Raw genomic sequence first — 20,130 nt, 5'->3', positions numbered from 1 at the left:
AGGGCGAGAACATCCCGGAGCCGGGCATTCCGGAATCGTTCAAGGTCCTGCTCAAGGAACTCCAGTCGCTGTGCCTCAACGTCGAAGTGCTGTCGTCCGACGGCGCCGCGATCGAGCTGCGCGAAGGCGAGGACGAGGACCTGGAGCGCGCCGCGGCGAACCTCGGCATCAACCTGTCGAGGAACGAAGCCGCCACCGTCGACGATCTGGCGAACTAGGCGGTCGGCCGGATGCCGTCACGGCATCCGGCCTCCCGCAACGGATTACCCAACTAGTGAACTTTTGCTCGAATTCGACCCGCACAGGGGAAAGGAAGTTACGTGCTAGACGTCAACTTCTTCGATGAACTCCGGATCGGCCTGGCCACCGCAGAAGACATCCGTCAGTGGTCCTACGGCGAGGTGAAGAAGCCGGAGACCATCAATTACCGCACGCTCAAGCCGGAGAAGGACGGCCTGTTCTGCGAGAAGATCTTCGGTCCCACCCGGGACTGGGAGTGCTACTGCGGCAAGTACAAGCGCGTCCGCTTCAAGGGCATCATCTGTGAGCGCTGTGGCGTCGAGGTGACTCGCGCCAAGGTGCGCCGCGAGCGCATGGGCCACATCGAGCTGGCCGCTCCGGTCACCCACATCTGGTACTTCAAGGGCGTGCCCTCGCGCCTGGGCTACCTGCTCGACCTGGCGCCGAAGGATCTGGAAAAGATCATCTACTTCGCCGCCTACGTCATCGTGGCGGTCGACGAGGAGCTGCGGCACAACGAGCTGTCCACGCTCGAGGCCGAGATGGAGGTCGAGAAGAAGGCGGTCGCCGATCAGCGCGACGCCGACCTCGAGGCCCGCGCTCAGAAGCTCGAGGCCGACCTGGCCGAGCTGGAGGCCGAAGGCGCCAAGTCCGACGTCCGCCGCAAGGTCAAGGACGGCGGCGAGCGGGAGATGCGCCAGCTCCGCGACCGTGCCCAGCGTGAGCTGGACCGGCTGGAGGAGATCTGGAACACCTTCACCAAGCTGGCGCCCAAGCAGCTCATCGTCGATGAGGTGCTCTACCGCGAGCTGGTCGACCGCTACGGCGAGTACTTCACCGGCGCGATGGGCGCGGAGTCCATCCAGAAGCTGATGGAGAGCTTCGACATCGAGGCCGAGGCCGAGTCGCTGCGCGAGACCATCCGCACCGGCAAGGGCCAGAAGAAGCTGCGCGCGCTCAAGCGGCTCAAGGTCGTCGCGGCGTTCCAGGCCAACGGCAACTCGCCGATGGGCATGGTGCTCGACGCCGTTCCGGTGATCCCGCCGGAGCTGCGCCCGATGGTTCAGCTCGACGGTGGCCGCTTCGCCACCTCCGACCTGAACGACCTGTACCGTCGCGTGATCAACCGCAACAACCGCCTCAAGCGACTGATCGACCTCGGCGCGCCCGAGATCATCGTCAACAACGAGAAGCGGATGCTGCAGGAGTCGGTCGACGCCCTGTTCGACAACGGCCGACGCGGCCGTCCGGTCACCGGACCGGGCAACCGTCCGCTCAAGTCGCTGTCCGATCTGCTCAAGGGCAAGCAGGGCCGCTTCCGTCAGAACCTGCTCGGTAAGCGCGTCGACTACTCGGGCCGTTCGGTCATCGTCGTCGGCCCGCAGCTGAAGCTGCACCAGTGCGGTCTGCCCAAGCTGATGGCGCTGGAGCTGTTCAAGCCGTTCGTGATGAAGCGCCTGGTCGACCTGAACCACGCGCAGAACATCAAGTCGGCCAAGCGGATGGTGGAGCGGCAGCGGCCGCAGGTGTGGGACGTCCTCGAAGAGGTCATCGCCGAACACCCGGTGCTGCTCAACCGCGCGCCCACCCTGCACCGTCTCGGTATCCAGGCCTTCGAGCCGCAGCTGGTGGAAGGCAAGGCCATCCAGCTGCACCCGCTGGTCTGTGAGGCGTTCAACGCCGACTTCGACGGTGACCAGATGGCCGTGCACCTGCCGCTGTCGGCGGAGGCGCAGGCCGAGGCGCGCGTGCTGATGCTGTCGTCGAACAACATCCTGTCGCCCGCGTCGGGCCGGCCGCTGGCCATGCCGCGTCTGGACATGGTGACCGGCCTGTACTACCTGACCCGTCTGGAAGAGGGCGCGAAGGGTTCCTACCAGCCGGCCACTCAGGACGGTCCGGAGCGGGGCGTGTACTCCTCGCCCGCCGAGGCGCAGATGGCGGTGGACCGCGGTGAGCTCACCGTGCGTTCGCTGATCAAGGTCCGGTTGACCGACCAGCGTCCGCCGAAGGAGATCGAGGCTCAGCTGTTCCCGGAGGGCTGGCGCCGCGGCGACGCGTGGACCATCGAGTCCACGCTGGGCCGGGTGCTGTTCAACGAGCTGCTGCCGGTGGACTACGCGTTCATCAACGAGCAGATGCCCAAGAAGCGCCAGGCGACGATCATCAACGATCTCGCCGAGCGTTACCCGATGATCGTGGTCGCGCAGACCGTCGACAAGCTCAAGGACGCGGGCTTCTACTGGGCCACGCGTTCCGGCGTGACGGTCTCCATGTCCGACGTGCTCGTGCCGCCGGAGAAGGCCGAGATCATGGAGCGCTACGAGGCGCAGTCGGATCAGATCGAGAAGAAGTACCAGCGTGGTGCGCTCGATCACCAGGAGCGCAACAACGCCCTGGTCAAGATCTGGCAGGAGGCGACCGAGGAGGTCGGTAAGGCGCTGCGCGCGCACTACCCGGCCGACAACCCGATCATCACGATCGTCGACTCGGGCGCCACGGGTAACTTCACCCAGACCCGTACCCTCGCCGGTATGAAGGGCCTGGTGACGAACCCGAAGGGTGAGTTCATCCCGCGGCCGATCAAGTCCTCCTTCCGTGAGGGCCTGACGGTTCTGGAGTACTTCATCAACACCCACGGCGCTCGTAAGGGTCTGGCCGACACCGCGCTGCGCACCGCCGACTCGGGTTACCTGACCCGTCGTCTGGTGGACGTCTCGCAGGACGTCATCGTGCGCGAGCACGACTGTGGCACCGAGCGCGGCATCGTGGTGCCGATCGCGGAGAAGCAGCTCGACGGCTCGATCATCCGCGACGCGCACGTGGAGACCTCTACCTATGCGCGCACGCTCGCGTCCGACGCGCTCGACGCGCAGGGCAACGTCATCGTAGGCAAGGGCGCCGACCTCGGCGACCCGGCGCTGGAGGCGCTGCTCGAGGCGGGTATCACCGAGGTGAAGGTCCGCTCCGTGCTGACCTGCACCACCGGCACCGGCGTGTGCGCGACCTGCTACGGCCGCTCGATGGCGACCGGCAAGCTGGTCGACATCGGTGAGGCCGTCGGTATCGTCGCCGCGCAGTCCATCGGTGAGCCCGGTACCCAGCTGACCATGCGTACCTTCCACCAGGGTGGTGTCGCGGGTGACGACATCACCGGCGGTCTGCCCCGTGTGCAGGAGCTGTTCGAGGCGCGCGTGCCGAAGGGCAAGGCGCCCATCGCCGAGGTCTCCGGTCGCGTGCGGCTGGAGGACGACGATCGCTTCTACAAGATCACCATCATCCCGGATGACGGTGGCGAAGAGGTTGTCTACGACAAGCTCTCGAAGCGGCAGCGTCTGCGTGTGTTCAAGCACGACGACGGCACCGAGCGTCTGCTCTCCGACGGTGACCACGTCGAGGTCGGCCAGCAGCTGCTGGAAGGCGCGGCGGATCCGCACGAGGTGCTGCGCATCATGGGCCCCCGGCAGGTTCAGGTCCATCTGGTCCACGAGGTCCAGGAGGTCTACCGCTCGCAGGGTGTGTCGATCCACGACAAGCACATCGAGGTCATCGTGCGCCAGATGCTGCGTCGCGTGACGATCATCGACTCGGGCGCCACGGAGTTCCTGCCCGGCTCGCTCACCGAGCGCGCCGAGTTCGAGGCCGCGAACCGTCGCGTCGTCGCCGAGGGTGCCGAGCCCGCGGCGGGTCGCCCGGTGCTGATGGGTATCACCAAGGCGTCGCTGGCCACCGACTCGTGGCTGTCGGCGGCGTCCTTCCAGGAGACCACTCGAGTCCTGACGGACGCGGCGATCAACTGCCGCTCCGACAAGCTCATCGGCCTCAAGGAGAACGTGATCATCGGCAAGCTGATCCCGGCCGGTACCGGTATCAACCGCTACCGCAACATCCAGGTGCAGCCGACCGAGGAAGCCCGTGCCGCCGCGTACGCGGTGCCGTCCTACGACGACACCTACTACAGCCCGGACAGCTTCGGTCAGACCACCGGCGCCGCGGTTCCGCTCGACGACTACGGCTTCAGCGACTACCGCTGATCCGTCAGCCGTAAGCATCCGGCCCCCGCTCCGTTCTGGAGCGGGGGCCGGATTCGTTTCGCGCGCGGTGGACAACCGGCGGGAAGCCAGTAAAAGTGGAACAGGTTTCAGTTCTGCTCCTGGAGGTGGCGGTGGACGGCGTGGCGTCGGCGGATCTGGTGGTGGCCGGGTTCCGGAAGCTGGGGTTCATCCAGTACGCGGGCGTGGAATGGGAGGAGTTCGCGGCGGGGCGCAATGTGGTGTCGGTCGTACCGCGGGCGGGACACCTGAACCACAACGGGGATCTGCACGCCGCCGTGTTGTTCGGGATGGCGGAGACCGCCGCGATGGGCGCGTCGGTGTCGGGAATCGTGGACCTCATGGGGGATACGTTCATCGTCGCCAAGGACGGGCGCATCGAGTACAAAGCCCGGGCGAAAGGGGAAGCGGGGCCGTTTCGCGCTACTTCCGCGTTCTCCGGCGAGACGCTGGCGAAGATGCGTGCGGACATCGAGGCGAAAGTGCCACTCGAAGTCGAAGTTCCGGTGGATATTGCCGATTCGACCGGAAAGATCGTGGCCACAGCGGTTTTCACGGCCGTGCTGCGTCCGCGCCGGGCCTGATCGTGTCGAGAATGCTCGGTCGGGCGTGATGTGATCGGCGGGGTCTCAACTCGTCTGGAGCGCGGCTCGCGGCCGCGCCCCAGACGTGACCTCATCGCTCGCTGTCGAGCATCGCCATCTGTGCCGTGGCGTAGCGTTCCCCCGCGACCCGGTCGGCGGGCACGGCCGCCTCGATGGTGGACAGCTCCTCGTCGGTGAGCGAAAGGTCGAGCGCACGAACAGCTTCCGCCCAGCGCCCGCGTCGGCGGGTGCCGATGAGGGGCACGATGTCCGCGCCGCGGGTCAGTGCCCAGGCGATGGCCAGTTGCGCCACCGAGGCGTCCTTGCGCGCCGCGACCTCGGTCAGCGCGCGGACCAGCTCGAGATTCCGGTCCAGGTTCTCGCCCTGGAAGCGCGGGCTGTGCGCGCGGAAATCGGTCGGGTCGAAGGTGGCGCCGGGCTGGATCGCATCGCTGAGCAGGCCGCGTGAGAGCACGCCGTAGGCCGTGACGCCGATGCCGAGCTCGCGGCAGACGGGCAGGATGCGCTCCTCGATACCCCGCGAGATCAACGAATACTCGATCTGCAAGTCCACGATGGGATGCACGGCCGCCGCGCGCCGGATGGTTTCCGGGCCGACCTCGGACAGGCCGACATGGCGGACGTATCCGGCTTCGATCAGCTCGCCGATGGCGCCGACGGTGTCCTCGATCGGCACGTCCGGATCCAGCCGGGCGGGTCGGTAGATGTCGATGTGGTCGACGCCGAGCCGCTGGAGGCTGTAGGTCAGGAAATTGCGCAGCGCGGCGGGACGGTTGTCCACACCGACGAAACCGCCGTCAGGGCCGCGCAGCGCGCCGAACTTCACGCTCAGCACCACGTCCTCGCGAGGACGTTCGGCGATGGCCTTGCCGATCAGCATCTCGTTGTGGCCCGCGCCGTAGAAATCGCCGGTGTCGATGAGGTTGACACCGGAGTCCAGCGCCGCATGGATGGTCGCGGTCGATTCGGCGTCGTCGGTCGTGCCGTACGCGCCGGACATGCCCATGGCGCCGAGGCCGATCCGGCTGACGGTCGGACCGGTGGCTCCCAGCCGCACTTCGTCGATCTTCGTTGTCGTCATGGGACCAGCCTGAACCGTGCCGGACCCCCGCGGGAGAGATCGTTTATCGGGGGAGCGGCGATCCCTGGCTGAGCACGCCGTTTCGGGGGACAGTGAAGACATGGACCGCCCCGAACTCGCCGACTTCCTGCGCCGTCGCCGGGAGCAGCTCACGCCCGCCGACGTGGGATTGCCGCCCGGCATCCGGCGGCGCACGCCGGGGCTGCGCCGCGACGAGGTCGCCCTGCTCGCGGGCATCTCGACCGACTACTACACCCGGCTCGAGCAGTCGCGCGGTCCGCGTCCGTCCACCCAGGTGCTCGCCTCGCTCGCGCGCGCCCTGCGTTTCGACAACGACGAACGCGACCACCTCTACCATCTGTGCGACCACGCCCCGCCGGGCCGTGAGACGACCGACAAGCACGTGGGCCCCGGCCTGATGCACTTGCTCGCCAAGCTCGATGACACCGCGGCCACGGTCGTCACAGATCTCGGCGAGGTGCTCGTGCAGAACCGGATGCACATGTTGCTGGTCGGCGATCACGGCGAACGGCGCGGCTGGGACCGGTACTACGCCTACCGATGGTTCACCGACCCGTCCGCTCGCGCGACCTTCCCGGAGGAGGATCGGGACCGGCTCAGCCGCCATCACGTCGCGGATCTGCGTGCCACGGCCGCGCGCCGGGCGGCCGATTCCGACGTGATCGAATTCGTCGCGCGACTACGCTCCGCGAGCGTCGAATTCGACCGCCTCTGGGACGAGCACGAAGTAGCCGTGCGCCTCTCGGATATCAAGCGCATCTTGCATCCGCAGGTCGGCCTGATCGACATGGTCTGCGAAACATTGCTCACGCCCAACTCCGCCCAGCGTCTGCTGGTCTACCTACCGCGCCCCGGCACGGACGCGGCCGAGAAGCTGGACCTGCTGCGGGTGATCGGCACGCAGCAGTTGACGCCCGTCGACCGGCTCGACTAGGGCGCGGTGACGTACTCGAGCGCCGCGTCGACGGCGGGCTGTCCACCGCCGATGATGTACCCGGCCATCGCGCCGATCGCGGCGCCCGCGACCGCGGCGACGGGCACCGTGATGAAGTCGATCACGAACAGGCCGAGCGGGAAGCCGACGATGAAGCCGATGGCGGCGCCGATCCCGGCGCCGCCAGGATGGTCGGCATGACCTTCTCGGCCTGGGCATAGAACCGCTCCTGGGCGCTGACGTCGCGCAGCGGCGCGTCGGCCATGGCGATCGGCGCGACGGTGAGCCGGTGTCCCGCGTCCTCGAGTACGGGCCGCAGGGACACGCGCTGGTCCCCGATGCGCAGCGTCATCGGCAGCGCGGCGACGATCTGGCCGTCGCGATCGGCGACCGTCACCACCCGGTCGTCGTGGGTCAGCTCGAATGTTCCGTCCTGGAGGGTCGCGACCGCCGCACGGCGATCCTCGCTGGCGGCGACCTCGTAGGCGACCTGGTGGAACGTGCCGTGCAGGTCGAGCGGCGCGTCGCCGGGCGCGGGCTGCGCGTGCGCGGCGCTCGTGGTGAGTGCGGTGGCCGCCAAAGCAACCAGAGTGGTCGCGGTGAATTGGGAGATCCTCATCGTGCTCTTTCCGTGTCCCGCCCCGTGTCCGGTTCGTCCGGACAAGATACCGCTCGTCGGGCTGGATCAGAAGGGTTGAGCGACAGTTCATCACCGATCGCGGTGGCGAAAGTATCTGTCCCGCTTCGTCGGCGAGTGCCTGCGCCGCGGATGACGGTCCGGGCGTTCTCGGGTCGGCCGCCACGCCATGGATTCGCTGCCGACCGTCGGAGTCGCCGGATCCGGGCGGCGCGATTCGCTCTTGACGTCCGCGCTCCGCTGCGCAACACTGAACTAGATGGTTCAGTATGACTTCTTGGACGCCTCCTTCGGGGCGCTCGCGGATCCCACCCGGCGTGGCATCCTCGAACGCCTCGGCAGTGGGCCCGCGACCGTCAGCGAACTGGCGGAGCGCTTCGAGATGACGCTCACCGGCATCAAGAAGCACATCCAATTGCTGGAGGCGGCGGGCATGGTGGTGACGGAGAAACGCGGCCGGGTGCGGTACTGCCGCCTCGGCGAGAACGTCTTCGACCGCGAAGTGGCCTGGATGCAGAGCTACCGGCGGATGGTGGAAGCGCGGCTGGATCGTCTCGGCGAATTCCTCGGACGAACGGAGCAGGATCGATGAGCACAACCACGAACGACGCTGTCATCACGGCGGACACCGACCGCGCGATCCACATCGAGCGGGTCTTCGACGCCCCGCGCGAGCGAGTGTGGGCCGCCTACAGCAGGATCGAACAACTCGCCCAGTGGTGGGGTCGCGGCAACCGGCTCGACATCGAGCGCTGGGAGTTTCGTGCCGGCGGGCACTGGCGTTTCATCGAGCACGCCGAGGGGGAGACGCACGGCTTCGAGGGCCGCTTCCGCGAGATCACCCCGCAGGAGCGCATCGTGTACTCCTTCGAGTGGGACGGCATGCCCGCCCACGTGGCCATCGACAGCGTCAGCTTCGTCGATCTCGGCGACGGCCGCACCAAGGTGGTCACCGACAGCCAGTTCCACACGCCGCAGGAACGGGACGGGATGCTCGAGTCCGGTATGGAATCCGGGCTCAACGAGAGCTACCGCGCACTGGACGCACTGCTCGCCCGAGGCTGAGACCGGACGCTTCGGCTCCGGTCGCGTGAGCGGAGCCGAAGCGTGTGGTGGATGCCATCTCGCGTCGGGGGAATCGGCGGCCGTCCAGTCGCGTCTACCGACGCGAACGGCCGTCCGGCTCGGGACGGTGGCGGCAATCCTCAACAGGTGGCGGTGCTGACACAACAGCGGCAGGGCCGCCGGGCGGAGCCGGATGAGATCGCGGCGCGGTTCAGTCCCGGGCCGGGCCGATCCGGCGCTTGCGCGGCTTCAGATGCAGTCCGGGCAGGGGCGGCGCGGGGATGCGCTGCCGCGGAGTGTGGCCCGCGATGTCGGCGAACCGGCTGACGTCGTGATTCTCCCAATCGGCACGGGCGGCGACGATGTCCTCATGGCTGCGGCCGACGAAGTTCCACCACATCACCAGTTCCTCGCCGAACGGCTCCCCGCCGATCAGTGCGACATGCGCGCCGCCGGAACTGGTGAGCTGGAGTTCGTCACGGCCGGTGCCCAGGTACAGCAGCGGTCCAGCCGCGAGTTCGTTGCCCGCGACGGTCACCTCGCCCTCGATCACCAGCGCAGCGTGCTCGAAACGAGGATCGAGCGGGAGAGCGACATCGGCTCCCGGCTCGAGCCGCACATCGGCGCCGACGATGGGTGTGTAGGCGATGGCGGGCGAGGTCTTCCCGGCCAGCGACCCGATCAGCACGATCGCTCGCAGGCCGGGCGCTTCCACGACCGGCAGTTCGCGATGCTGCTCGAAATGCGGCGCGATGCCGGTGCGGTGGCCCGGCAGGGCGATCCACAGCTGCAAGCCGTGTCCGGCGGGCGCGCCGGGCACGGCGTACTCGGAATGGGCGATGCCGCGCCCGGACGTCATCAGGTTCAGCTGACCGGGTTCGATCTCCACGTCCGACCCGACCGAGTCGCGGTGCCGGATACGGCCTTCGAACGGCCAGGTCACCGTTTGCAGGCCGATGTGCGGATGCGGATCGATGTCCGGCGGCGCGCCGGTCTTGGTGACCGTCGGCGAGCCGAAGTGGTCGAGGAAGCACCACGCGCCGACGGTAGGCAGATCGCGCTGGGGCAGCACGCGTTCGACGTACACACCGCGCACGCCGCCGAGTGGCACCTCGCGGGCCGGATAACGCTCCGCGACCGGGCCGGGGCCGGGCGCGGGTTCACACAGCGTCTCAGCCGGGCGCGGATCCAGATCACTCACCGATCGACGCCCTTGCCGATCACGTGCTCGTCGTAGTCGGGGTGCTTGTCCAGGTATGCCTTGATGAACGGGCACACCGGCCGGATCACCCGCCCCCGCTCGATGACGTCCTCGATCGCGCTTTTGGCCAGGACCGAGCCGAGGCCCTTTCCCGAGAACGCGCCGTCGACCTCGGTGTGCGTGAACACCGTCTCGTCGTCGCGTTCCTCGTAGTCGGCGAAGCCGGCCAGCTCCCCGCCGTAGAACACCTCGTAGCGATGCCGCTCGTCGTTGCGGACGACCTTGGACTCCGAAGCCGATTCGGTCATGGTTCCCTTCTCCTTCCGTGCGCGAACCGGATGCCTGCTGAGAATCGAGACCCGGTTGAACGCGCCGATCGTGGTGGCCACCCAGATGACGACGGACAGCTGGTCATCCGTCAGATACCGGCGAGCAAAAGCGTACTCACGCTCGATGACGTGCTCGTCCGGGAGCGTCGCCGTCACTTCCGCGATCGCGAGTACGGCCTGCTCGAAGGGCGTGTACGTGCCGCCGCGCCGCCAGCCGGGCAGCACCGCGATCTCCTGTTCGGTGGCCCCGGCTGCCGAGGCGGCCCGGTAGTGCACGTCGAGGCAGTACGCGCAACCGTTGATCTGGGAGACGCGCAGATTGATCAGTTCGACGATCCGGCGATCCAGCCCCACCGCCGCGGCGGCGGCCCTGACCTCGCTCGCGACGCTGTTCAGTGCGCGGAACGCGGTGGGTGTCCGTTTGTCGATCCAGACGCGATCTCGCGGGGCTTCAGGGCTCATATTCATGGGATGTTAGCGGCCGCCGGTGAACGGCACAGATCCCGCCGTCGAAGAAGCGGACTTCGGTCCGGTGGCGCGCGTCGGTAGGGAAGGAACTCACGGTGGTCCGGGACCGTCCGCGACCCCGGACCACCGCCGCGCTCATCCGATCTCGGCGAACCGCCGCAACTGGAACGGTTCGACCAGGACCTCCTCCAGCGCCGTCGCCAAGGCCTTCAGATGCGGCGTCTGGAAGTGCGCCGCCAAGGCGTCCTCGTCGACCCACTCTTCCAGCAGCACCATCCGGCTCTGGTCGGTGGGATGCAGGTAGAGCTCGTAACGGACACAGCCCTCCTCGGCCAGCGTCGGCTGGATCATGCCTTGCAGCAGGGCCTTCAGTTCCGACTCGCGACCCGGCTTCGCCGTGAAGCGGACGTTGAGCGTCAACGTGGACATGGCGTCTCCTGATCTCGTGGTGGGTTATTCGCGGCCCGCCGACGTGAACGACATGTCCGCGTACCGGGTGCCGGTCACCCGGCTTGCGATCGGCTCCAGTGTCGCCAGCTCGTCGGCGGTGAGCGAAATGGTCGCGGCGGCCACGTTGTCGGCGAGCCGGGTGCGGCTGCGCGTGCCGGGGATCGGGACCACTGCGAGGCCCCGCACAGCGGCCTGTGCGTGCACCCAGGCCAGGGCAACCTGCGCCAGGGTGATGCCGCGTGCCTCGGCGATGGCCCGCAGCGGGTCGAGCAGTTCGGCATTGCGCGCCGCGTTCGCGCCGGTGAAGCGCGGCATCGTGGAACGGAAATCGCTCCTGTCGGCGGTGCCGGTGAACGATCCGGTCAGGAAGCCGCGACCCAGCGGCGAGTACGGCACGAAGGTCACACCCAGCTCCGCCGCGGCGGGCACCACGGTGCGTTCGACGTCCCGGGAGAACAGCGACCATTCCGACTGCACGGCCGCGATCGGGTGCACCGCATGCGCCGCCCGCAGTTCGGCGCCCGTCACCTCGGACAATCCGAGCGCGCGCACCTTGCCCTCCCGCACCAATTCCGCCATCGTGCCGACCGTGTCCTCGATCGGCACGGCGGGGTCCCTGCGGTGCATGTAGTACAGATCGATGGTGTCGACCCGCAGCCTGCGCAGGCTGCCCTCCACCGCGGCGCGGATGTAGGCGGGGGAGTTGTCGAACCCTCGGAAGGCCGGGTCGTCGGCCTTGCGAACGATGCCGAACTTGGTGGCGATCACCAGCCGATCGCGCTCGGCGCCGAAGAAATCGCTGAGGAATTCCTCGTTGTGCCCGGAGCCGTAAACATCGGCGGTGTCGAACAGAGTGACACCCAGTTCCAGCGCCCGATCCAGGGTCGCCCTGGATTCGGTGAGATCGCTGGGCCCGTAGAACTCGCTCATGCCCATGCAGCCCAGACCCTGCGTCCCCACCTCGATGCCGCTGGTTCCCAGGGTGGTGGTGGGCAGGCTGTCCGTGCTCGTCATAGCTTGATCCCTTCGCTGTCGTGCGCGGTGACCATGGCCGGGGGAGCTGTCTCGACTTTGCCCTCGTACAGGGCGATCTTGTGGTCCAGCACGGCCAGGGTCTGACGGAGTTCATCGATCTTGGCGAGTACCTCGGCGCGAGTGTCCCGGAACATCTCCAGCCGCTGCGGGAGCGTGGCGTCTCCCGTCCGCACCAGCTCGGCGTAGCGAACCATGTCCGCAACCGACATGCCGGTCGTGCGCAGCCGGCCGATCAGCGCCAGCCATTCGAGATCCCGGTCGCTGAACCGGCGCTTGCCGGAGTGGTCCCGGCCGATGTAGTCCATCAGCCCGATCCGTTCGTACCAGCGCAACGTATCCCGGCTCAGCCCCGATCGCTCGGACACCTCGCCGATCGAATACCGCGGCAGCTCCCGGTCGTCGCCCGCGGTCACCGGAAACGCGGTTTCACTCATGACTTCACTCGCTGACGCTCGTTCACTGCACTCGCCCTTCTCGTTGAACACCGACGACGCTAATCACCTGGAGTGCACTCCAAGCAAGACCCATTCTCCGGTTGTTTCTCCCGGCTGTCGCCGTCATCGCGAGACCGGCTTCGCGCCCTGTCGCGCGACGGTGTCGACGAAGTCGGCGACCAGCGGGGCGATCTCCGGGAGGAACTCCTCGAGCGCGAAATGGCCGGTATCGAAAACGTGCAGATCGGCATCCGGTAGGTCGCGGAGGTAGGCGTGCGCGCCCTGCTCGGGAAAGAAGGCGTCGTTTCTTCCCCAGACGATCAATGTGGGTGGGCGGTGCGTCCGCAGCCAGCGCTGCCACACAGGGTAGAGCTCGACATTGGAGTGGTAGTCCAAGCCGAGCGCGATCTGTGCCCGCTGCCGCTCGGGGCGGTCCAGGAAGTACTGGTCGAGCACCCATCCGTCGGGTGCGACGAGTTCGGAATCGGTAGTGCCGCCCAGGTATTGGCTCTGGGTCACCGGCAGGGTGAGGATCTGCCGGATGTTGTCCTCGGCGCCGGGCACGCCCGGCCGGTTGGCGACGGTCTGGCGCGCCAGTTCGGACAACCCTTCGGCGTAGGCGTTGGCGTTCTGGATCACCAAGCCCGCGATGCGGTCCGGTTGCCTGGTGGCCAGCCGGAACCCGACCGGGCCGCCGAAGTCGAAGACGTACATGACGAACCGGGTCAGGCCGAGCGCTTCGACGAAACCCTCCAGGACGTCGGCGAGCGAGTCGAACGAATAGGGGAAGTCGGCGGGCGCCTCGGTGTGTCCGAAGCCCGGGTAGTCCGGCGCGACCACGTGGTAGCGGTCGCCGAGCGCGTCGATGAGCCTGCGGAACTGGTGGGAAGCGGATGGGAATCCGTGCAGCAGGAGAAGCGTGGGCGCGTCGGCCGGTCCGGCCGTGCGATAGAAGACGCGCACGCCGTCGACCTCGGCGAACCGGTGCGAGACCCGGGCGATGTTCACAGGACCACCTAAACGAGAAGAAGTTTGCATTAGGATCGTGGCAGGGCTGACGGATCGACGCAAGGGAAAGCTGTTCATGGCAGAGGAGATCAGGCCCGGTGCGGTCCGCCCGGGCGGAAGGACGGCGCGCACGAAGCGGGCCGTGCTCGCGGCGACGCTGACGGAACTGGTCGAGAACGGCTACGCGGGAACAAGTCTGGAGAAGATCGCGGCGCGAGCCGGCGTGGCGGTGTCCACCCTGTACCGGCGCTGGGGCAGCCTGGATCGCGTGATCCTCGAGGCCGGGATGGATGTCGGCACGGGCATCGTCACGCCGGACACCGGGGACTTCGAACGCGATCTCATCGAGTTCGCCCGCGCGGTGGTCGACGTGTATCGGAATCCGGTGGCGGAGCACTGGCTGTACGCGATGGTGGTGGCCGCGACCAGGGATCCGTCCGCTCGCGCCACGTTCTCCCTGCTGTTCGAGAACCGCTTCGCGGAGGTGGTCGTCATCGTGCGGCGCGCGCTCGAACGCGGTGAGGTGCACCCCGACACCGATCCGGCGGAGGTGATCCGGATGGCAGCCGCTCCGATCTACTACCGCATGCTCGTCACCGGCGAGCCGGTCGACGACGCGGTGGCCGAGCGCGCGGCCCGTGTGGCGGCGCTGGCCGCCCGGGCGGGGGTGCTCCGGGCGGACTGACGCGCGCCGGTCAGCTGCTGTAAGAGGGCACCTGCTGGACGGCCCATTTGTTGCCGTCCGGATCGGCGAAGTAGGTGAACCGCCCCCAGGCGAGGTCCTCGACCGGCGTGGCGTCCACACCGGCTGCGATCAACTGCCGGTAGGCGTCGTCGGCGCTGGCGACCACGATCTGCATGCCTCGGACACTGCCGGGTTCCGCGTCGGTGATGCCCTCACCGAGACAGATCGAGCATCCGGAACCGGGCGGAGTCAGTTGAACGAAGCGCAGGTTCTCGTTCACCCGGTGGTCGTGGTCGGCGTTGAAGCCGATCTTGGTGTAGAAGTCCTTGGCGCGGTCGACATCGGTCACCGGAATGGCGACGAGCTCGATTTTCCAATCCATACGGCGAGCATTCCATCGTGCACCGACAAAGTTCCGGATTCCGGCCTACCCTGGGCTCATGCCTGGAAAGGACATCGACCGGATCAGGGCTCGTTCGGCCTGGGCGACGGTCAAGGAAAGCCCGGTGATCACCGCGATAGCGGTCGCGCCGTTCGCGCTCGCGCTCGGCGTGGTGTGGTGGTTGTTCGGGGGACTCGCCGCGTTCGCGCTGCTGCTCGTGCTCGGTGCGGTCGTCGTGGTCGGCGGCAGATTACTGCGCTGACCGCGCGTCCGGATCGCGTGCGGTCAGCGCGGGATGTGGAATTGCACCAGCTCTCCGGTACCCGGATCGACGTCCGCCCAGTCGCGGTCGAAGCGCAGTACCGCGAGCGCCGAAGTCGGAAACTTCCGGCTGAGTTCGACGGCGGGGGCGCTGTCGCGATTGCTCGCCAGCTCCCAAGCCGTCCACGGCATGCCCGGCGCGTGGCCGACCACCAGCAGTGTCGCCACGTCGTCGGCGCTGAGGCGGACCAGCTCGATGAGCGTTTCCGGCGTGGCCTCGTAGATCCCCGATTCGAAGACCACCGGCGCGGTGATGCCGGTCGCGGACAGCGTCTGCCTGGTGCGGGTGGCCGTGGAGCAGTGCACGGCATCGATCGGCGGCTGGGTCGCGCGCAGCCACTCACCCGCGAGTCCGGCCTCGCGCCTGCCTCGCGGCGCCAGCGGTCGCTCGTGGTCGTCGACGCCGTCCGGATAGGCCGATTTGCCGTGCCGCATGAGGATCAGGGTCCGCGCCATGGAGATACGGTAAGCCCTCCGGGCGAGAGGTCCCGACCACACTCGAGGCAAACTGAAAGCGGCATCACATCACGCGCTGCCGTGGGCGACCCTCTCGGCGGACGTGACGGACGCCGCTCATCTGTCCACCACAACCCCTGGGTGGCCACAGCCCACGTACTTCTTCGAGGATCAGCACAATATGGCCTACGTAATCACGCAGCGTTGTTGCAACGACGCCAGCTGCGTCTCCGAGTGCCCGGTCGACTGCATCCGTCCCACTCCGGACCAGCCGGAGTTCGCGACGACCGAGATGCTCTACATCGACCCCGACACCTGTATCGACTGCGGCGCCTGTGTCGACGCGTGCCCGGTGGAGGCCATCTTCTCCGAGGACGACCTGACCGCTTCGCTGGCGCGATTCCGCGACATCAATGCCGCGTATTTCCAACGGCATCCGCTGGAATCGAACTTCGATCCGATCGTCACGCCCTCGCGTCCGCCGAAGGAGCTGGGCACCCTGCGCGTCGCGATCGTCGGCGCCGGGCCCGCTGCCTGCTACGCGGCCGACGAGCTGCTCCGCAGGGCGGACGTGGAAGTCGAGATGTTCGACCGGCTGCCCACCCCGTGGGGGCTGGTGCGGGCGGGTGTCGCGCCCGACCATCCGGGCACCAAGACGGTCTCGGGCATGTTCGAGTCCGCGTTCCGCCGCGAGACACTGCAGTACTACCTGAATGTCGAAGTGGGCACGCACATCTCGCACGAGGAACTGCTGCGCCACCACCACGCCGTGATCTACGCGGTCGGCGCCTCGAGCGATCGCAAGATGGGCGTCCCGGGCGAGGACCTGCCGGGCAGCCACTCCGCCACCGAGTTCGTCGCCTGGTACAACGGCCATCCCGACTACGCCGACCGGACCTTCGATCTGTCCGGTGAGCGCGCGGTGATCGTCGGCAACGGCAACGTCGCCTTGGACGTGGCGCGCGTGCTGACCGTGGATCCGAACGAACTCGCCAAGACCGACATCGCCGATCACGCGCTGGATGCCCTGCGGCAGAGCAATATCCGCGAGGTCGTCGTGCTCGGCAGACGCGGCCCGCTCCAGGCGGCCTACACCTCGCCGGAGTTCCTCGCGCTCGCGCATCTGAAGGGCGTCGACGTCGTCGTGGAGGAGGCCGACCTGGAACTCGACCACGCCAGCCAGGCGCTCGTGGACGACCCGCAGGTGGAGCCGTCGTTGGCCTTGAAGTACACCCTGGCCAAGGAGTACGCGGGCGGTCGCAGGGCCGAGGGCAACAAGCGGATCGTCTTCCGCTATCTGACCTCGCCCACCGCGCTGACCGGCACCGATCGGGTGGAGTCCATCGAGATCGTGCACAACGAGTTGTTCGCCGACGACGGTCAGCTCGTGGCGCGCCCGACCGACCGCACCGAGAGCATCGAGACTTCGCTGGTGCTGCGCTCGATCGGCTATCGCGGCGAGCGGATCGGCGAGCTGCCGTTCGACGAGCGGCGCGGCGTCGTGCCGAACGAGCACGGCCGGGTCGTCGGCGAGGACGGGACGCTGCTGAGCGGCGTGTACGTCAGCGGGTGGATCAAGCGGGGACCACGCGGCGTCATCGGTTCCAACCGAACCGACTCCGAGGAGACGGTGGAGCTGCTGCTCGCCGACTTCACCGCGGGCAAACTCGCCGCGCCGCAGGCCGACCGCGCCGCGCTGAAGGCGCTGCTCGCCGAGCGCCAGGCCGACTTGGTGGACCGGGCGGGCTGGCGAGCGATCGACCAGGCGGAAAAGTCCGCGGGCAAGTCCGCGGGCCGCCCGCGCGTCAAGTTCACCACCCGCGAAGACCTGCTCAAAGCCGCCCGCGGCTGACAACCCAGGACGCCGGTCGGCTCACCCCGCGACCCGACCGGCTCCGACCCCCAGTGCCCCGACGTGGCCTGAGCATCGGCTGGATCCAACGAGGACGCCGACCAGGTGGATCATCTGCGAGAACCGGCCGACTGATTTCGCAGGTACATGGGGAACTCGTCGGGTACGTCCAAACCCGAGCGGCACCCACGCAAGACCTGAACGCAACTGCAGAGCCCCTCACCTGTACGGCCTGAAGACGCGGAGAGGCGGAGCAGCCGACTGATTTCGCAAGCACATGGGTAACTCCTCGGGTACGCCCAAAACCCGAGCGGCACCCCACGCAGGACCTGAACGTACCTCAGAGCCCCTGACCAGTACGGCCTGAAGACGCGGAGAGGCGGAACAGCCTAAATGCTCGGAGAGGCGGGAATGGGCATGATGCGGACCACGGTCGTGGTGGTCCCGCCGACCACGAACCACAGCCGCAACACCGGCTGGCCGGTCCGGTCCCCGGGTTCGTACCGGCTGCGCACGCTCACGTGCTGGCGTGCCAGCACCGGCGCCACGTATTCGATCACCGCGCGGTGTGGACCCGCGAGCAGTTTGGGATATTCGACCAGGAACTGTTCCACCGCTTGCCAGTAACAGGCGTTGTTGACGTGGTTGTACTGGTCGATATCGGTGGCCCGCACCGGGAACGGTAAGTCGGTGTCCGACTCCGGCGGTGTGGCGTCGGTCAGGTAGGGCCGCCACCGCAGGCGGTGTTCGGTGGACGTGCGGGCGAGGTAGGCGAGGCCCTCGTCGCTGATCCGCGCGGGCATGCCGGTGGACTCGCTGATATTGATCCAGAAGCCCTCGGTCTCGATCAATCCGCCGTTTCCGCTGGTGATCCGCACACGCATGTTGGTCCACCGGGTGGACATCGCCGAGCACCACCGCAGCAGCTGCACGTCGTCCGGCCAGAGGATCGGCCGGATGACGTCGATGACGGTGCGCCGGACGATCCAGTTCGGGTCCGACCGGTGGAAGAACGTGCTGTGCAGGTTTTCCCAGGCGATATCTTGCAGGTAGCGGGCGACGGCGTCGAACCGCAACCGGTCGTAGGGATCCACATCGCCAGCCCGGATGGGCCACGCCGAAGCAAAGCCCATGCCCTCCTCGGGAAGCGGGGCGAGTGGCTGATCCAGTGACACTTGTGCTCCTCGCGCTGCACGGTGTGCCGCGTTTTCTTCGTGCGGTGCTGTTGTGACGACTTTACGGGGCGTACGTCACACCCTCGCGTCGAGCCGCCCGTACCTCCTTAATAGTCCGTCTGCGGGGATCTGGGCCAGCAAAAACGGGGTCTTGCGCGCGCGAAGACTCCCGATGCGCGGTCGCGGGGGCTCGGTGGGCGTGGAGCATGGCCGTGCGCGGGGTCAGTACCCCTGGTACGCGCCGCCCGAGTTCACGGCGGCGACACCCGGGACGTTGCCGAGCGAACCGTAGCGGTCGATCGAGTACCGCACGCCGGCGATGATGTTGTCGACCGGGTTCCAGACGTCGTCGTGGCCCGGCGCCTTGTACGCGTTGAACGTGCTGTCGATGGTCTGCATCAGACCCTTCGACGGATGCCCGGCCACCCAGTTGCTGTCCCAGCGGTTCTCCGCGTATGGATTGCCCGCGGATTCGTGCTCGATGATCAGCGCGATGGCCCGCTCATCGATCTGCGCTGGGTCGTACCCCATCGCGATGAGCTTCTGCTTCGCCTCGGCGATCCACTGCGCGACGTCACCGGTCGGCATGGGCCCCGACGGCGCGGACGAACTCGTACCACCGTGATACGGCGTGCTCGACGAGGTGCCGTGCGGCGACCCGGAGTTGTGGTGCCCGGACGTCAGCTGGCTCGATTGGTGCGACGACGGTGCGGCGACGGGTGTCCCCGATGCGGCGGCCGGTGCGGTGGCGGCGGGCGCGGTGGGGGCCGCGGGCACGTTCGCGCTGGGCTCGCCGAGCCCGGCGAACGCCGCCTCCAGTTTCCCGGCCGCGCTCTCGACCTGCGTCTTCGCTTGGTTCGCCACGTCATCGGCGGTCTTAAGGGCGTTGGTCAGCTCCCACGTCCGCGAGGCCGCCTGTAGTGCTTCCTGGAAGACGAGTCCTTCGACGTCGGCTTTGTCCGCGTGCGAGCGCAGATAGTCGATGCGCGTCTTGGCGTCCACGGTGCCGTTGGGCGCGACGTCGAACGGCGGCGTCTGGTTCAGCGCGTCGTCGCGCAGGCTCAATACCTTGGCTTTCGCTTCGGTGAGGTTCTGCACCTGGGTGGTGAGCGCCGTCTTCAGCTCGAGCAGGGCGGCGCTCACCGCGGAGGCGCGGGTCTTCTCGGTCTGCATCCTGGCGTTCGCGGCGTCGCCCGCGGAACCGGACCACTGTTCGGCGTCGGCGAGTGCTTTCGTGTCGTCCGCGCCCTTGCCGACCGCGGTGTCCAGGCCCTGCGACATCCGTTCGGCGAGCGCGCCCGCCGCCGTGAGCTGCTCCGGCTGCCAGTTCTCGACGTCTGTGATGCTGAGCGTCATGGCACCTGGAGTCCTATGGTGCGAAGTTTCGCCGCGAAGTCGTCCTCGACCAGCTCGTACTTGCCCGCCGCGTTGTGCAGATTGTCGGCGATCGTGCTGAGCCGCGAGCCGATCCGCTCCAGGCAGCGGTGCGCGGCGTCGTTCGCGCGCTGGGCCGCAGGGCCGAACTCGGTGCCTGGCAGCGCCCCGACGACGGCGCCGAGACTCTCGCCGCCGCCGAGGTCGGCGACCGAGGTGGCCTCCGTACGGAGAGTCTGCGCGAACGAGCGCAGCGCCGCCGGATCGACTTGCATCGTCGTCGCAGGTTGCGACTGGTTTTGCTCGACCATGAATCCCCCTTCCC

The 20,130-nt window shown here is 67.8% G+C and carries 23 protein-coding genes and 1 pseudogene; 9 read left to right on the top strand and 15 right to left on the bottom strand.

From position 1 onward, the window contains the following. The 3 genes from ACWEH3_RS31595 to ACWEH3_RS31585 all read left to right on the top strand — a co-directional run. A partial coding sequence (locus tag ACWEH3_RS31595; protein WP_356968766.1) for a hypothetical protein occupies window positions 1-218 on the top strand: 218 nt, incomplete at its 5' end. Window positions 219-320: 102 nt separating this feature from the next. Continuing rightward, window positions 321-4,274: a DNA-directed RNA polymerase subunit beta' gene (locus ACWEH3_RS31590; protein ID WP_450023873.1), complete on the top strand. Its 3,954-nt coding sequence runs from the start codon at window positions 321-323 to the stop codon at window positions 4,272-4,274. 95 nt (window positions 4,275-4,369) lie between these two features. After that, the gene (locus tag ACWEH3_RS31585) at window positions 4,370-4,876 is read left to right on the top strand and encodes a PaaI family thioesterase (protein WP_450023875.1); all 507 of its coding nucleotides are present in this window, start codon (window positions 4,370-4,372) and stop codon (window positions 4,874-4,876) included. A gap of 91 nt (window positions 4,877-4,967) precedes the next feature. Here ACWEH3_RS31585 and ACWEH3_RS31580 read toward each other — a convergent pair whose 3' ends face one another. Next, window positions 4,968-5,978, bottom strand: coding sequence for an aldo/keto reductase (locus tag ACWEH3_RS31580; RefSeq protein ID WP_450023877.1), 1,011 nt, complete (start codon window positions 5,976-5,978; stop codon window positions 4,968-4,970). 100 nt (window positions 5,979-6,078) lie between these two features. Here ACWEH3_RS31580 and ACWEH3_RS31575 point away from each other — a divergent pair, with 100 nt between their 5' ends. Further along, window positions 6,079-6,933 (top strand): helix-turn-helix transcriptional regulator, encoded by an 855-nt coding sequence (locus ACWEH3_RS31575; RefSeq protein WP_450023879.1) that lies wholly within the window; start codon window positions 6,079-6,081, stop codon window positions 6,931-6,933. On the opposite strand, the gene ACWEH3_RS31570 is transcribed toward ACWEH3_RS31575, so the two are convergent. Next, window positions 6,930-7,058 carry a hypothetical protein gene (locus tag ACWEH3_RS31570; protein ID WP_450023881.1) on the bottom strand — a complete coding sequence of 43 codons (129 nt, stop codon included), beginning with the start codon at window positions 7,056-7,058 and terminating at the stop codon, window positions 6,930-6,932. The two genes, ACWEH3_RS31575 and ACWEH3_RS31570, sit on opposite strands and share 4 nt — an antisense overlap. Beyond that, window positions 7,055-7,552, bottom strand: coding sequence for a hypothetical protein (locus ACWEH3_RS31565; protein WP_450023883.1), 498 nt, complete (start codon window positions 7,550-7,552; stop codon window positions 7,055-7,057). Before ACWEH3_RS31565 ends, ACWEH3_RS31570 begins: the two co-directional genes overlap by 4 nt. Before the next feature lie 277 nt (window positions 7,553-7,829). Here ACWEH3_RS31565 and ACWEH3_RS31560 point away from each other — a divergent pair, with 277 nt between their 5' ends. Together ACWEH3_RS31560 and ACWEH3_RS31555 are read left to right on the top strand one after the other, a co-directional pair. Further along, complete coding sequence (locus ACWEH3_RS31560) at window positions 7,830-8,162, top strand: ArsR/SmtB family transcription factor (RefSeq protein WP_450023885.1); 333 nt, start codon at window positions 7,830-7,832, stop codon at window positions 8,160-8,162. Beyond that, a complete protein-coding gene (locus tag ACWEH3_RS31555) occupies window positions 8,159-8,635 on the top strand; it encodes an SRPBCC family protein (protein WP_450023887.1) in 477 nt (158 codons plus the stop codon). Before ACWEH3_RS31560 ends, ACWEH3_RS31555 begins: the two co-directional genes overlap by 4 nt. Window positions 8,636-8,846: 211 nt before the next feature. Here the strand turns inward: ACWEH3_RS31555 and ACWEH3_RS31550 are convergent, their stop codons facing one another. The 7 genes and pseudogenes from ACWEH3_RS31550 to ACWEH3_RS31520 form a co-directional block, all read right to left on the bottom strand. After that, window positions 8,847-9,836, bottom strand: a complete 990-nt coding sequence (locus tag ACWEH3_RS31550) for a pirin family protein (protein ID WP_450023889.1) — start codon at window positions 9,834-9,836, stop codon at window positions 8,847-8,849. Then, complete coding sequence (locus ACWEH3_RS31545) at window positions 9,833-10,144, bottom strand: GNAT family N-acetyltransferase (RefSeq protein WP_450023927.1); 312 nt, start codon at window positions 10,142-10,144, stop codon at window positions 9,833-9,835. The genes ACWEH3_RS31550 and ACWEH3_RS31545 overlap by 4 nt, the downstream gene beginning before the upstream one ends. 12 nt (window positions 10,145-10,156) lie before the next feature. Continuing rightward, window positions 10,157-10,627 (bottom strand): annotated as a pseudogene (locus ACWEH3_RS31540) (carboxymuconolactone decarboxylase family protein); the annotation flags it as partial. A gap of 141 nt (window positions 10,628-10,768) precedes the next feature. Beyond that, window positions 10,769-11,062 carry a putative quinol monooxygenase gene (locus ACWEH3_RS31535; RefSeq protein WP_450023891.1) on the bottom strand — a complete coding sequence of 98 codons (294 nt, stop codon included), beginning with the start codon at window positions 11,060-11,062 and terminating at the stop codon, window positions 10,769-10,771. A gap of 24 nt (window positions 11,063-11,086) precedes the next feature. After that, window positions 11,087-12,097, bottom strand: a complete 1,011-nt coding sequence (locus ACWEH3_RS31530; protein WP_450023893.1) for an aldo/keto reductase — start codon at window positions 12,095-12,097, stop codon at window positions 11,087-11,089. Beyond that, window positions 12,094-12,552, bottom strand: coding sequence for a MerR family transcriptional regulator (locus tag ACWEH3_RS31525; RefSeq protein WP_450023895.1), 459 nt, complete (start codon window positions 12,550-12,552; stop codon window positions 12,094-12,096). Before ACWEH3_RS31525 ends, ACWEH3_RS31530 begins: the two co-directional genes overlap by 4 nt. 123 nt (window positions 12,553-12,675) lie before the next feature. Further along, complete coding sequence (locus ACWEH3_RS31520) at window positions 12,676-13,560, bottom strand: alpha/beta fold hydrolase (RefSeq protein WP_450023897.1); 885 nt, start codon at window positions 13,558-13,560, stop codon at window positions 12,676-12,678. Window positions 13,561-13,597: 37 nt separating this feature from the next. Between ACWEH3_RS31520 and ACWEH3_RS31515 the strand changes: the two genes are divergently transcribed. Then, window positions 13,598-14,245: a TetR/AcrR family transcriptional regulator gene (locus ACWEH3_RS31515; protein ID WP_450023899.1), complete on the top strand. Its 648-nt coding sequence runs from the start codon at window positions 13,598-13,600 to the stop codon at window positions 14,243-14,245. Window positions 14,246-14,255: 10 nt separating this feature from the next. Here the strand turns inward: ACWEH3_RS31515 and ACWEH3_RS31510 are convergent, their stop codons facing one another. Next, a complete protein-coding gene (locus ACWEH3_RS31510; RefSeq protein WP_450023901.1) occupies window positions 14,256-14,627 on the bottom strand; it encodes a glyoxalase superfamily protein in 372 nt (123 codons plus the stop codon). A gap of 58 nt (window positions 14,628-14,685) precedes the next feature. On the opposite strand from ACWEH3_RS31510, the gene ACWEH3_RS31505 reads away from it, so the two are divergent. Then, window positions 14,686-14,889, top strand: a complete 204-nt coding sequence (locus tag ACWEH3_RS31505) for a hypothetical protein (RefSeq protein WP_355080041.1) — start codon at window positions 14,686-14,688, stop codon at window positions 14,887-14,889. A 23-nt stretch (window positions 14,890-14,912) separates the two neighbouring features. Here the strand turns inward: ACWEH3_RS31505 and ACWEH3_RS31500 are convergent, their stop codons facing one another. Continuing rightward, entirely contained in the window at window positions 14,913-15,404 is a 492-nt protein-coding gene (locus ACWEH3_RS31500) for a SixA phosphatase family protein (protein WP_450023903.1), read from the bottom strand. A gap of 181 nt (window positions 15,405-15,585) precedes the next feature. Here ACWEH3_RS31500 and ACWEH3_RS31495 point away from each other — a divergent pair, with 181 nt between their 5' ends. After that, window positions 15,586-17,256 (top strand): FAD-dependent oxidoreductase, encoded by a 1,671-nt coding sequence (locus ACWEH3_RS31495; protein WP_450023905.1) that lies wholly within the window; start codon window positions 15,586-15,588, stop codon window positions 17,254-17,256. A gap of 389 nt (window positions 17,257-17,645) precedes the next feature. On the opposite strand, the gene ACWEH3_RS31490 is transcribed toward ACWEH3_RS31495, so the two are convergent. The 3 genes from ACWEH3_RS31490 to ACWEH3_RS31480 all read right to left on the bottom strand — a co-directional run bounded on the left by ACWEH3_RS31490 (window position 17,646) and on the right by ACWEH3_RS31480 (window position 20,116). Further along, window positions 17,646-18,431 (bottom strand): acyl-[acyl-carrier-protein] thioesterase, encoded by a 786-nt coding sequence (locus ACWEH3_RS31490; protein ID WP_355080035.1) that lies wholly within the window; start codon window positions 18,429-18,431, stop codon window positions 17,646-17,648. Between the two features lie 222 nt (window positions 18,432-18,653). After that, window positions 18,654-19,787, bottom strand: a complete 1,134-nt coding sequence (locus tag ACWEH3_RS31485; protein WP_450023907.1) for a transglycosylase SLT domain-containing protein — start codon at window positions 19,785-19,787, stop codon at window positions 18,654-18,656. Then, window positions 19,784-20,116, bottom strand: a complete 333-nt coding sequence (locus ACWEH3_RS31480; RefSeq protein ID WP_355080031.1) for a type VII secretion target — start codon at window positions 20,114-20,116, stop codon at window positions 19,784-19,786. Before ACWEH3_RS31480 ends, ACWEH3_RS31485 begins: the two co-directional genes overlap by 4 nt. Window positions 20,117-20,130 lie beyond the last annotated feature (14 nt).

The organism is Nocardia sp. NPDC004718 (assembly GCF_053601535.1).
This window is presented reverse-complemented; position numbering and strand designations above follow the sequence as displayed.